Source organism: Streptomyces sp. NPDC096048 (assembly GCF_044763415.1).
Lineage (GTDB): Bacteria > Actinomycetota > Actinomycetes > Streptomycetales > Streptomycetaceae > Streptomyces.
In genome coordinates this window covers 64,884-77,227 of record NZ_JBIWGG010000014.1, presented here as the reverse complement: position 1 = coordinate 77,227, position 12,344 = coordinate 64,884, and the positions used below count along the sequence as shown (strand labels likewise).

Sequence of the window (12,344 nt, the reverse complement as noted above, 5' to 3'; positions counted from 1 at the left end):
CCGATCGTTCACGGTGCACGGTAGATGCATCCACCACGCGCCTGCCGGGCCGTCCGTTTCCTGGACGGCCCGGCCCGCTCCACGGCGGAGAGCGGAAAGGTGTCAGACGCCCGCCACCGACTGGATCCACGAGCGGTAGGCGGTCACGTTCGTGTACGCGGTGGTGGTCTGCCGGTCGCTGGTCGAGGCGACGCCCACCTGGACGCCGGCGGCCATCATCGGGCCGCCGGAGTCGCCGCCCGCGGTGATGCCGTCACCGGGGCGGGCGCAGATCGCCTGACCGTAGTAGGCGTCGTAGCACCCGCGGGTGACGGTCAGGTTGGCGACCTTCAGGTACCGCGACTGGCAGTTGATCTCCGAGCCGCACCGGGAGGTGGCGCCCCAGCCGTAGACCTGCACGCCCTGGCCGACCCGCACCGTGCCCGGCTGCCCGAGCTGTGCGTAGGAGGCGGAGACGGAGCGGTCGAGCCGGACCAGCGCGAGGTCCGACGAGGAATGGGTGACGGTCTGGACGCCGTTGGCCACGGTGCCGCCGGAGCTCTGGTCGAGGCTGCCGATGCGGAAGGAGAGGTTTCCGCCGCTCACGCAGTGCTTGGCGGTCAGGATCCAGGTGGGGGAGATGATGGTCGAGGAGCAGGTCTGGCTTCCGTTGGAGAACAGTCGGGCCGCCCAGGGGGCGTTCTGTGCGTAGCCGCCGCCGATGATCGGCTGGGGGCCGCCGTCACCGGGCCGGGGCTCCGCCGCGGAGGCGGTGGGCGCGAGCGCGAGAGCCGACAGCAGGGCTGCCATGAGGGCGGCCATCAAGGTGGGGACGAGTCTGGATATGCGCAAGGCTCCTCGATTCCGACGACACGCGTGGGGGCGCGTGTTGATGTGTGGGGTGCCGCTCAGCATGTCCGGCGCGGTTGCGGGGCCACCAATCCCGACTTCCCATAACGCGCCGTTATGGCGGGCCCGGGCCGGCCGGCGGAGCCTGCCGGCCGGCCCGGTGTGTCGGTTCAGCCGGCGGGCGGGGCCGGTGAGTGCCTTCTGTCGTGCACGCTCATCAGCAGGGTCCGGGGCCGCACGGTGGCCGCGGCGACGGGTCGCACCGTCTGACCGGGAGCGAGTTCCAGCCGCACCCGCCGGGTGATCGTGGCGATGGCGGTGACGAGTTCGGTGAGGGCGAACCGGTCGCCGATGCACTTGTGCTTGCCCGCGCCGAAGGGCAGGAACGCGTGCGTGGGCCGGGACTGGCCGCTGTCCAGCCAGCGGTCGGGGTCGAAGCTCAACGGATCCCGGAAGAGTTCGGGGTCGCGGTGGAGCGCGTGCTGGCAGTAGGCGAGTTCGGTCCCGGCGGGCACGGTCCACGGACCGAGCCGGGTCTCGGCGACGGTGCGGCGGGTGACCAGCCACCCGGTGTGGTGCAGCCGCAGGGTCTCGTCGACGACCCGCCTCAGGTACGGCAGCCGGCCGAGGTCGTCGAAGGTGACCGGCCGGTCGCCGAGCACCTCGTCGAGTTCGTCCAGCACCCGCGCCTGCGCACCGGGATTCCGGGCGAGTTCGTACAGCACCCAGGACAGCACCGAGGCGGTGGTCTCGGTGCCCGCCACGGCCAGGGTGAGGATCTCGGAGGAGATCTGGTGGCCGGTCAGCGGCCGGCCGGTCTCCTCGTCGGTGGTGCGCAGGAGCAGGGAGAGCATGTCGCCGGTGTCGTGGCCGGAAGCCTGGAGGTCGGTGACGGCCCGGTCGATGGTGGCCCGAACGGCGTCGCGTGCGGCGGTGAAGCGGCGGTTGACGGGCAGCGGCAGGCGCTCGACCCAGTCGGGCAGCATGACCCGGGCGCCGACTCCGTTCATCACCACCGAGAGGTCCGCGCGCAGCCGGCGGAACGTGGCGTCGTCGAGGCTGCCGGAGAACACGGTCTTGGCGAGCATGTTCAGGCTGAGCCCGACCATGGCCTCGCGCACGTCGAGTCTGCGGCCCGGGGCCCAGCCGTCGACGGCGGCCTCGGTCTCACCGCGCATGGTGTCGACGTAACGGGCGATCCGGTCGCGGGCGAAGGCCGGTTGGAGCTGGCGTCGCTTGCGGACGTGGACCTGGCCGGCCGCGGTGACGACGGAGTCGCCCAGCAACTGGCCCATCTTCTCGAAGAACCGTCCCTTGTCGAGGCTCGGTCCGAGGTCGGTCAGCATGGTGCGGATGAGGTCGGGGTCCTGGACGACCAGTGTGCGGGTGCCGGGCTGGAGGGTTATCTCGACGAGGGGTCCGTAGGAGGCGCGCAGGGAGGCGATGAAGCCGAGGTTGTCGCGCAGGAGCTGTATCGCGTGACCCAGAAGCGGCAGCGAGCCCGCTGCCCTGGGTATGGGGGGAGGCGCTACGAGCGTCACGAGGGTGCGTCCCTTCGAGTCGATCTTGGGCGCCCCCATGGCTTCCCCGATCGTTCCCGGGGGCAATCCGCGCGACGGCGTGGTGTATGCCACGTGCCCGGCCGACGCGAACACGGTGTGGGAGGACAAGTGGTGGGGCAGGCTCCGCTTTTGGCGGAGCCTCGGAGCGTCGCGCCTCGGAGTGCCGCGCCTCGGAGCGATCGGCGGCCTCGGGCCGCCCGCCCGGGTCAGCGGAGCAGCAGCTGCACCAGGGCGACGGTGCCGACCGACACGACCACCATCCGCAGGACGAGCGGGCTGAAGCGGCGCCCGACCTTGGCTCCGAGGTATCCGCCGAGGGCCGAGCCGGCCGCGATGAGCGCGACGGCGGTCCAGTCGAAGTCCGCGGCGAAGAGGAAGAAGAGCGCGGCGACGGTGTTGACGATGGCGGCCAGGACGTTCTTGGCGGCGTTGAGGCGTTGCAGGGGCTCGTCGAGGAGCATGCCCATCAGGGACAGGTAGATGATCCCCTGGGCGGCGGTGAAGTAGCCGCCGTAGACGCTGGCGAGCGTCAGACCGGTGAACAGGAGCGGGCCGCCGTCACGGCGTGGCCGGGCGCCGGTGCGGGCGCGGCGGCGCTGCACCAGCCTGCCGATCCGGGGCTGGAGGGCCACCAGTACCAGAGCCAGACCCACCAGGACCGGCACGATCGTCTCGAACGCGTCGGCCGGCAGGGCGAGCAGCAGGGTGGCGCCCGCGAGGCCGCCGATCAGTGCCCCGAAGCCCAGTTTCAGGATGCGCCGACGCTGGCCGGCCAGCTCCTTGCGGTAGCCGATGGCGCCGCTGACGGAGCCGGGGATGAGGCCGAGCGCGTTGGAGACCGTGGCGGTGACGGGGGAGAGCCCCGTGGCCAGCAGTACGGGAAAGGTGATCAGCGTTCCGGAGCCGACGACGCTGTTGATGGCGCCGGCTCCGATGCCCGCGGCGAACACCGCGGCCATGGCCTCCGGCGTCACGCCGTGCGCTCCCGCGCCGGGCCCTGGAGCGGCCGGAAGGTGCCTTGTGCATCTTTCACGGGGCCGACTGTACCCATCGCCGAAGACGAGACAGGAGCCGGTCCCAACCGGTCCTGACCGGACACTTCTTGACGGAAATTCACCTGATCACGCGGTGATACGATCACCGCGTTTGCGGAGCGGGCGGATGGGTGAGAGACGGCATCCCCGACTTCAGGGACAGCCCGGGCAGCAACCCGGTGCGGGCAGTCCACCGGGCCGCCCGCGTAGACGGGAATGCAGCAATCCGGCCGTCAGTCGCCTGAAGAGAGTCTTATGACGGAATACATAGGGAACCCATTGCTCTGGGTCCTTCTCGTCGCCCTCGTCGCCGCCGCCGCGTTCATCAGCCGCCAGCGCAGGGCGGCGCGAGCTCTGCGGCAGCAGGTCCAGGGGCTCAGGGAGCATTACACGGAGCTGGAGAACGATTACGGGAAGTCCGTGCAGGCGGCTCAGGAGCGGGCCGAGGACGAGACGAAGACCGTCCTGAAATCGGCCATGCGGACCTTGCAGGGCCTCGCCGCCGAACAGCAACTGGTGCTCTCCCGGCTGCAGAACAAGTACGGCGACTCGGCGCTTCTGCAGGACCTCCTGGAGATCGACCACACCAACTCGCAGTTCGGCCGGCGCGCCCAGTCCATCGCGGTCCTGTGCGACGGCTGGCTCGGCGGCCGGCGCGACACCGCCTCGGTGTACGACGTGGTGCGCAGCGCCCAGGGCCGGATCCGGCACTTCCGCCGGGTGGAGATCCTCTCCCAGGTCGACTTCGGCATCACCAGCCGGGCCGTCGAACCCGTCGCCCTGGCCCTCGCCGAGTTGTTGGACAACGCCACCAGCTACTCCAGCCCGGACACCGTCGTCGAGATCAACATCCGGACCGTGCCCAAGGGCATCTGCGTCGTCGTCGACGACGCCGGTGTCGGCATGAGCGACGAGGAACGCGCCCGCGCCGACAAACTGCTCGCCACCGAGCGTGCCTCGGGCGTGGCGGGGCTCGGCAATCCACCCCAGTTCGGCTTCGCGGTCATCGGCCTGCTGTGCGAGCGTTTCGGCTTCGAGGTGTCGGTGGACTCCTCCTCCCCCTACGGAGGTGTACGCGCGGTGGTCCTGTTGCCGCACGAACTGCTCACCGCCATGCCGGAGAGGAAGGCACCCGCCCCAGCCGCCCGTGGCGCTGCCCGGCCCGGCCCCGACGGCGGACCGGAGACCGCGCTCCCCACGTCCCAGACCGACGACGGTCTGCCCCGTCGGCGCCGCAAGCGCCCGATGGCCATCGTGCCCGGCAGCTCCTCCGCCCCGCGCGGGGCGGGCCGCTCCGACTCCGAGCAGGCACAGATCATGGGTGCCTTCCAGCGGGGCACGCAGACCGGCCGCGTCACCCGGCCGGACGACACGGACCGGACGAGCAGAACACCTGGTGCAAGCAGAGAAGGACATGAGGACTCGTGAACGACGATCTGTCATGGATGCTCGACAGCGCCCTGGAGATTCCCGGGGCCCTGCACGCGGTCCTGATCTCCGCCGACGGCCTGTTGATGGCCCGGACACAGGACTTCGACAAGGACGACGCGGACCGGGTCGCCGCCGCGATGAGCGGTGTGCAGTCGCTCAGCCGCACCCTCGCCTTCTTCTGTGAGGACCCGCACCAGGCGTGGCGGCAGACGCTGGTCGAGTTCGACGGCGGCTGGGTGTTCCTGATATCCGCCGGCGAGGGCGCCTACCTCGGCGTCTCCGCCTCACCGGAGGTCGACATGGCGGACATCACCTTCCGGATGCAGCAGCTCGTCGCCCAGCTCGGCAAGCGGCTGACGACACCGCCGCGCGAGAACCTCGGCGCCCGCTCATGACCGGCCGCGACGGCTGGGAGCCGGAGGCCGCCGAATTAGTACGGCCGTACGTCATCACCAAGGGCCGCGGCCTGCCCGACGAGGAGCACCTCTCCCTCATCACCCTGGTCACCGCCTCCGCCGAGGACGCGCGGCGGCCGACCCGGCTGTCCCCCGAGGAGCAGAGCCTGCTGGACCTCTGCTCCGCCGGCTACCTCTCGGTCGCCGAGATCGCCGGACACACCCATTTCCCGCTGGGTGTGGTGCGGATCCTGCTGGCATCCCTCATGGAAGGCGGCTACGTCATGACCCGCCCGCCGGTGGCCCCCGCGCGCCTGGCCGACCGGGAGATCCTGGAGGAGGTGCTCAATGGGCTCCGCGCCAAGTTTGGATGAGCGGGACTACGTACGCGGCGGAGCGACCCAGACCGCGGTGAAGATCCTCGTCGTCGGGCACTTCGCGGTGGGCAAGACCACCCTCATCGGCTCCATCTCCGAGATCGAGCCGCTGTCCACCGAGGAGACGATGACGCAGGCCGCCGAGGCGGTCGACGATCTCAAGGGGGTCCAGGGCAAGACCACCACCACGGTCGCCATGGACTTCGGCCGCCTCACCATCAGCGACCGCGTCGTGCTCTACCTGTTCGGCACGCCCGGTCAGCAGCGCTTCGTGCAGATGTGGGAGGACATGGCCCGCGGCGCGCTCGGCGCCCTGGTACTGGTCGACCCCGAGCGGCTGGCCGACTCCTTCCCCGTGATCGACCTCATCGAGCACTACGGACTCGACTACGCCATCGCCGTCAACCACTTCGACGGCGCGCCACCGCGCGACGAGCGGGCGCTGCGCGAGGCACTGGACCTGCTCGACGACACCCCCGTCGTCACCTGCGACGCCCGCGACGAGAAGTCCTCGGCCGCCGCACTGACCACCCTCGTCCGCTACTTGCTGGACCGCACCCGCTAGGAACTGGGAGCAGACATGAACGCCCACGACACCGCCCCGGTGCCGCCGCCCGGGTGCCCGGCCCACGGCTCAGGCGCCCGGGTGCCGCTGCACGGGCCGGAGTTCGCCGCCGACCCACAGGCGTACTACGAGTACCTGCGCCACTACGGGGCCGCCGCGCCCGTCGAACTGGCCCCGGGGGTCGAGGCGACGCTGGTCACGGACTACGCGGCGGCGCTCCAACTGCTGCAGGACTCCGGGTCCTTCCGTAAGGACGCGCGTCGCTGGCGGGCCTTCAACGAGGGCAAGGTGGGCCCGGACAGCCCCGTCGCACCGCTGCTCGCCTACCGGCCCAACTGCATGTTCGCCGACGGCGCCGACCACCTGCGCCTGCGCCAGGCGGTCACCGACAGCATGGCGAAGGTGGACACCCGCCGGCTGAGCCGGAGCACCGAGCAGATCTCCGGCTACCTCATCTCCCAGTTCGGCGGCCGCGGCTCGGCCGACCTGCTCGGCGACTACGCCAAGCAGCTGCCGCTGTTCGTGTTCAACGAACTCTTCGGCTGCCCCGCCGACATCGGAGACCGGGTGCTGTTCGGCATCTCCGGCATGTTCGACGGCGTCAACGCCGACAAGGCCACCGCGGTGCTCTTCCAGGCGGTGGGGGAGCTGGTCGCGCTCAAGCGGAGCAAGCCCGGTGACGACGTCACCTCCTGGCTGATGCGGCACGAGGCCCGGCTGACCGACGAGGAGATGGTCCACCAGCTCGCCCTGCTGCTGGGCGCGGGCGCCGAGCCGCTGCGCAACCTCATCGGCAACACCCTGCACCGGCTCCTCACCCACGAGCGGTACGCGCGCGAGGGCGGCCTGATCGACGAGGCCCTCGACGACACCCTGTGGGAGAACCCGCCGATGTCGAACTACGCGCCGCACTACCCGGCCGCCGACACGGAACTCGCCGGACAGCAGTTGCAGGCGGGCGACCTGGTCCTGGTCAGCTTCGCCGCGGCCAACACCGGCCCGGCCCTGAAGGCCTCGCGCCAGGCCGGGAGCAACCGCGCGCACCTGGCCTGGAGCGCGGGCCCGCACGCCTGCCCGTCCAAGGAACCGGCCCGGCACATCACGGTCACCGCCATCGAGCATCTGTTCAACGAACTGCCCGATGTCGAACTGGCCGTCCCCGAGGACAGCCTGACGTGGCGTCCGGGTCCCTTCAACCGGGCCCTGGCCACCCTCCCGGCCCGTTTCACCCCGGTGCGGTCCGGGCGGCGCGGTGACCCGCGGGCGGGCGCCGGGGCGGAGCAGGAGAAGGCGGCGAGCCAACCCCGCCCGGCCGAACGCAGCGGTATGTGGAGCCAGTTCCTCAACTGGCTCACACGGTGACATGCACAACACCCTCCCAACATGCCCCTTCCGCATGAAGGCGTAACGGCACGGGTAGTGAGCAACGCGGCATTCAAGTTGCTTACGAGTAAAAGGAGGTGTCGTGGACCACATATCCACGAACGCCGCTTTCCCGCCGCCGAACCCCCGGATACCCGCCTCTCCAGGCGGGTATCTCGCTGTGCGGCTCCGGCCGGGGACGGGCCGGTGACCGCCGCCCCTACGGACGCGGTCCTGCCGGGCGCACCGACGCTCGGCGCCCACACCAGCGGTCAGTTGCGAAGACTCGGCGCGGTCGCCGGCCTGTCCGAGGCCGACGTCGAGACCTACGCCCATGTCCTGACCGACTCGCTGGGCCCGGTCGCCGAGCGACCGCTGAACCTCCCGCCCCCCAACCGCACGTTCCTGTCGGACGACCACACCCCGGTGGAGTTCTCGCTCTCCTTCCAGCCGGACGCGGCTCCCGCTCTGCGGGTGCTCCTGGAACCGGGCTGCGGCGCAGACAGCCTGGCCCAGGGCGGCCGCGTCGGACTCGAGGCGATCCGGGCGATGGCCCGGCGCTGGCACTTCACCACCGGACCGCTCGACGACCTCGCGGACCTGTTCCTTCCGCCCTTCCCGCGGGGAGCCCTGGCCCTGTGGTGCGCCCTGGAGCTGAGACCGGGCGGTGTGCCCAAGGTCAAGGTCTATCTGAACCCGGCCGCGAACGGGGCGAAACGTTCCGCCGGGACGGTGCGCGAGGCGCTGCACCGGTTGGGCCACCGGCAGGCCTTCGACCACCTGCCCCCGGGGAGCGGGTACCCCTTCCTCGCCCTGGACCTGGGGGACTGGGAGCAGCCCCGGGCGAAGGTCTACGTGCGCCACGACGACCTCACGGCCGGCCAGGCCGGGCGGCTGTCCCGGATGTCCCCGGGACCCGGTCCAGCGGCGATCGAGGGATTCTTCCGTACGGCCGCGGGCCTCGGCCCCGACGTGACCGGGCTCAGCAGGCGGCCCGGCCTGTCCTGCCACTCCTTCACCGACACCGCCACCGCCCGGCCGAGCGGTTTCACCCTGCACATCCCGGTCAGGGACTACGCCAGGCACGACGGGGAGGCCCTGACACGGGCGGCGAGCGTGCTGCGTCACCACGACATGGACGCCTCGGCGCTGGTCCGTGCCCTGGCCGCGATCACCGACCGGCGGCCCGAGGACGGCGTGGGGCTGATCGCCTACCTGGCACTGGCCCACCAGCAGGACCACCCGCCGCGGGTGACGGCCTACCTCTCCTCGGAGGCGTACGCGGTCAGGCCGCCGGTCGTGGAGGTCGTCCGCCACCCGGTGGCGGTGCCCTAGGTCGTTCGGCTCTTGCCGGGGTCGTGCTGCAAGGCGCCGTCACTCGGAGCCGGCCTGATCCGAACGACACCCCCTGGCGGACCCTCCGGACACCGCAGGGCTCCCGGTGAAACGCACCGGGAGCCCTGGTCGTGGTCGGGGTGGCCGGGCGCCGGTGACGGCATCCGGCGGGACGGCTAGACGGGCAGCGACTCCTGGAACTCCGCCAGATAGGGGCCCACGTCGACCTGGATCGAGGCGCCCCGGGTCCGGCCGTAGCGCTGGACGATGCCGGCGAGGTACGTGCCGATCTCCTCGCGCATCTCGTCCGCCGCGGGCAGCTCGGCCTCGCCGTCGATGACCCGCGCCACCCACCGCGCCTGAGCCTCCACCAGCCGGGTGATCGCTCCCACGGGACGGACGAGTCCGACGAAGTACAGGCCCGGCCGGTCGGCCGGGACCACCCGTCTGTACAGCTCGACCGAGCCGTCCGCCGCCACCGGGCAACCGGCGGGCAGGAAGGGGAAGGTCATGTGGAAGCCGGTGCAGTACACGACCGCGTCCGCCGTCATCCGGGTGCCGTCGGTGAAGACGACCCGGTCGCCGTCGAAGGAGGCGATCGCGGGCTTCGGGGTCACGGCGCCGTGCCGGATCCGGCTGAGGATCTCGTCCGAGAGGGTCGTGGCGGAGGAGAAGAGCGGATGGTCGGGCTCGGGCAGGCCGTAGTCCGCCAGCCTGCCGCGCGCGACGAGGAGGGCCTGCTCGGCCCACTTGCGCCGCTCGGCGAAGGACATGTCGTTCCACCACGGTGCTTCGGCGATCTCGTCGAGCGACTTCCCGTACAGCTGCTTGGGCACGATGTGCAGTCCCCGGCGCACCGAGAGCACGGTCTCGGCGGCATGCCGGGAGAGGTCCGCCGCGATGTCCACCGCCGAGGCGCCGAGGCCCACCACGACGACGCGCCGGCCTGCGAAGTCGCCACCGTCGCGGTAGTCGAGGGAGTGCAGAATCGTTCCGGCGAAGGATTCGGAACCTGCCGGAAGGGGGTTCGGCAGTGCGGGGTCGGTGTGGTGTCCCGACGCGACGATCACCTGCTCGAACCGTCGGGACGCCATCGCACCGGCCGCGTCCCGGCTGACCACCGTCCACATGCCGTCCGCGTCCTGGGCCACGGACACCACCTCGGTCCGCGGCTCGATGTGGTCGCGCAGGCCGGCCCGGTCGGCGAAGTCGCGCAGATAGGCGGCGACCTGGCTGTGCCGGGGGTAGAGCGGATACGAGTCCGGCATCGGGAAGCCGGCGTAACCGGTCAGCTGCTTGGCGGTGTTGAGGTGCAGCGACAGGTAGCCGGGGCCCCGCTCGCCCGCCTCCGGCTGACGCCAGATCCCGCCGACGTCGGCAGCCTTCTCCAGGCAGACGAAACCGATGCCACGCTCCTTGAGGGCATGGGCCACCGCCAACCCCGACAGACCTGCACCGATCACACACACACGCACGGATATTCCCCCCAGGACGGACTCAACCTCCCCCGATCACGCATTGACTGCCCATCCGCATCCCTCGGCACACCGCTACGTGGCGTGAACAGACGTGTCGGTGCTCACGTTTCGCCCCTCAAGCGGCCGACGGTCACGCCTGGCGCAGATCCCTCACCCTGCGGAGCTTGCCGAGCGAGCGCTCCAAGGTCTCCGGGTCGACGATCTCCACCTCCACGGTGACGCCCACGCCGTCCTTGACGCCCTGTCGGATCGCCCCGGCGGCGGCCGCGCGCCGCTCGGGACCGGCGTCGGGGCGGGCCTCGACCCGCACGGTCATGTGGTCCATGCGGCCGCGCTCGGTGAGCTGGATCTGGAAGTGCGGGGCGACGCCGGGCGTGCGCAGCACGATCTCCTCGATCTGCGTGGGGAAGACGTTCACCCCGCGCAGGATGATCATGTCGTCGCAGCGGCCGGTGACCTTCTGCATCCGGCGGAAGGCGGGCCGCGCGGTGCCCGGCAGCAGCCGGGACAGGTCGCGCGTACGGTACCGGATGACCGGGAGCGCCTCCTTGGTGAGCGAGGTGAAGACGATCTCACCCTCTTCGTCCTCGGCCAGCACGGCGTCCGTGAGCGGGTCCACCACCTCGGGGTAGAAGTGGTCCTCCCACACGTGCAGCCCGTCCTTGGTCTCGACGCACTCCTGCGCCACGCCGGGGCCGATCACCTCGGACAGCCCGTATATGTCGACGGCGTGGATGTCCATGCGCTCCTCGATCTCGCGGCGCATCTCCTCGGTCCACGGCTCGGCACCGAAGATGCCGACCTTCAGGGAGCTGGTGCGCGGATCGACACCCTGGCGCTCGAACTCGTCGAGCAGGGTGAGCATGTAGGAGGGGGTGACCATGATGATCTCGGGCCGGAAGTCCTGGATGATCTGCACCTGCCGTGCCGTCATGCCGCCGGAGGCCGGGATCACCGTGCATCCGGCGCGCTCGGCGCCGTAGTGCGCGCCGAGGCCTCCGGTGAACAGCCCGTAGCCGTAGGAGATGTGCACCTTGTGGCCGGGACGGCCGCCCGCGGCCCGGATCGAACGGGCGATGACGTCCGCCCACATGGACAGGTCGCCCTCCGTGTAACCGACGACGGTGGCACGGCCGGTGGTGCCGCTGGAGGCGTGCACGCGCCGCACGTCGGCCATCGGGACGGCGAACATACCGAAGGGGTAGGTGTCCCGCAGGTCGGCCTTGGTGGTGAAGGGGAACCTGGACAGGTCCGCGAGGCTGCGGCAGTCCTCGGGCTTCACCCCGGCGGCGTCGAACTTCTTCCGGTACAGCTCCACGTTCTCGTAGGCGTGCCGCAGCGTGGTGCGCAGCCGGTCGAGCTGCAGTTCCCCCAGCTGCTCCCGGGACAGCCGCTCGGCGTCGTCCAGCAGGTCGTGGGGGAGAGGCTCTCCCCGGCGGGGCGCCGGGGCCGCCCCGGTCGTCGGCTCGCTGCTCATCGCGACTCCTTCGTCGTCGTGCCCGGCGTCTCGCGCGCCGTAGTGTCCCGCACGCTGCGGCTGCGTCCGCGGAACTCCGCGATCACCTCTCCGGCGCGCCGCACGGTCACGTCGTAGACGCCGCTGCGGCCGAACCTGGCGCGTTCCTCGGCGCTCGCCACGAGCACGTCGCCCTCGCGGGCCGGTGCGACGAACACGATGTCGGCACCCGCCGCCACGGTCACCGGGCCGTGACTGTTGCACGCGCAGGCGAAGGCTGTGTCGGCGAGCAGGAACAGGTAACCGCCGTGGGCGACCCCGTGTCCGTTCACCATCGCCGGGGTCACGGTCATACGGAGTACGGCGCTTCCCTCGCCTTGCTCGACCAGCTCGATGCCCAGTCGCCGGGACGCCTCGTCCGCGGAGAACATCACCTCCGTGGGCGTCGGCTCAGTGGCCCGCGACACCTCTCCCACCACGTGGTCCCACCACCCTGTCTCCCGACCGACCATTCGGTTAGT

General features: G+C 71.1%; 12 protein-coding genes. 6 read left to right on the top strand and 6 right to left on the bottom strand.

Annotated elements, in window-relative coordinates:
- Positions 1–102: 102 nt before the first annotated feature.
- The 3 genes from ACIQ6R_RS32490 to ACIQ6R_RS32480 form a co-directional block, all read right to left on the bottom strand.
- Positions 103–831, bottom strand: a complete 729-nt coding sequence (locus ACIQ6R_RS32490) for a S1 family peptidase (RefSeq protein ID WP_404182564.1) — start codon at positions 829–831, stop codon at positions 103–105.
- 167 nt (positions 832–998) lie between these two features.
- Positions 999–2,408: a cytochrome P450 gene (locus ACIQ6R_RS32485; protein WP_404225274.1), complete on the bottom strand. Its 1,410-nt coding sequence runs from the start codon at positions 2,406–2,408 to the stop codon at positions 999–1,001.
- 188 nt (positions 2,409–2,596) lie between these two features.
- Complete coding sequence (locus ACIQ6R_RS32480) at positions 2,597–3,349, bottom strand: sulfite exporter TauE/SafE family protein (RefSeq protein WP_404225426.1); 753 nt, start codon at positions 3,347–3,349, stop codon at positions 2,597–2,599.
- 330 nt (positions 3,350–3,679) lie between these two features.
- On the opposite strand from ACIQ6R_RS32480, the gene ACIQ6R_RS32475 reads away from it, so the two are divergent.
- The 6 genes from ACIQ6R_RS32475 to ACIQ6R_RS32450 all read left to right on the top strand — a co-directional run bounded on the left by ACIQ6R_RS32475 (position 3,680) and on the right by ACIQ6R_RS32450 (position 8,889).
- Complete coding sequence (locus ACIQ6R_RS32475; RefSeq protein WP_404182558.1) at positions 3,680–4,852, top strand: ATP-binding protein; 1,173 nt, start codon at positions 3,680–3,682, stop codon at positions 4,850–4,852.
- A complete protein-coding gene (locus ACIQ6R_RS32470) occupies positions 4,849–5,250 on the top strand; it encodes a roadblock/LC7 domain-containing protein (RefSeq protein ID WP_161164406.1) in 402 nt (133 codons plus the stop codon). Before ACIQ6R_RS32475 ends, ACIQ6R_RS32470 begins: the two co-directional genes overlap by 4 nt.
- Entirely contained in the window at positions 5,247–5,624 is a 378-nt protein-coding gene (locus tag ACIQ6R_RS32465; protein ID WP_404182555.1) for a DUF742 domain-containing protein, read from the top strand. The genes ACIQ6R_RS32470 and ACIQ6R_RS32465 overlap by 4 nt, the downstream gene beginning before the upstream one ends.
- Entirely contained in the window at positions 5,599–6,192 is a 594-nt protein-coding gene (locus ACIQ6R_RS32460; RefSeq protein WP_404225272.1) for a GTP-binding protein, read from the top strand. Before ACIQ6R_RS32465 ends, ACIQ6R_RS32460 begins: the two co-directional genes overlap by 26 nt.
- A 15-nt stretch (positions 6,193–6,207) precedes the next feature.
- The gene (locus ACIQ6R_RS32455) at positions 6,208–7,554 is read left to right on the top strand and encodes a cytochrome P450 (protein WP_404182550.1); all 1,347 of its coding nucleotides are present in this window, start codon (positions 6,208–6,210) and stop codon (positions 7,552–7,554) included.
- 207 nt (positions 7,555–7,761) lie between these two features.
- Entirely contained in the window at positions 7,762–8,889 is a 1,128-nt protein-coding gene (locus tag ACIQ6R_RS32450) for a tryptophan dimethylallyltransferase family protein (protein ID WP_404182547.1), read from the top strand.
- 176 nt (positions 8,890–9,065) lie between these two features.
- On the opposite strand, the gene ACIQ6R_RS32445 is transcribed toward ACIQ6R_RS32450, so the two are convergent.
- The 3 genes from ACIQ6R_RS32445 to paaI all read right to left on the bottom strand — a co-directional run bounded on the left by ACIQ6R_RS32445 (position 9,066) and on the right by paaI (position 12,254).
- Positions 9,066–10,364, bottom strand: a complete 1,299-nt coding sequence (locus ACIQ6R_RS32445; protein ID WP_404225271.1) for a flavin-containing monooxygenase — start codon at positions 10,362–10,364, stop codon at positions 9,066–9,068.
- Between the two features lie 133 nt (positions 10,365–10,497).
- Positions 10,498–11,844, bottom strand: coding sequence for a phenylacetate--CoA ligase PaaK (paaK, locus tag ACIQ6R_RS32440; RefSeq protein WP_404182541.1), 1,347 nt, complete (start codon positions 11,842–11,844; stop codon positions 10,498–10,500).
- Positions 11,841–12,254 carry a hydroxyphenylacetyl-CoA thioesterase PaaI gene (paaI, locus tag ACIQ6R_RS32435; RefSeq protein ID WP_404182919.1) on the bottom strand — a complete coding sequence of 138 codons (414 nt, stop codon included), beginning with the start codon at positions 12,252–12,254 and terminating at the stop codon, positions 11,841–11,843. The genes paaK and paaI overlap by 4 nt, the downstream gene beginning before the upstream one ends.
- Positions 12,255–12,344: the final 90 nt, after the last annotated feature.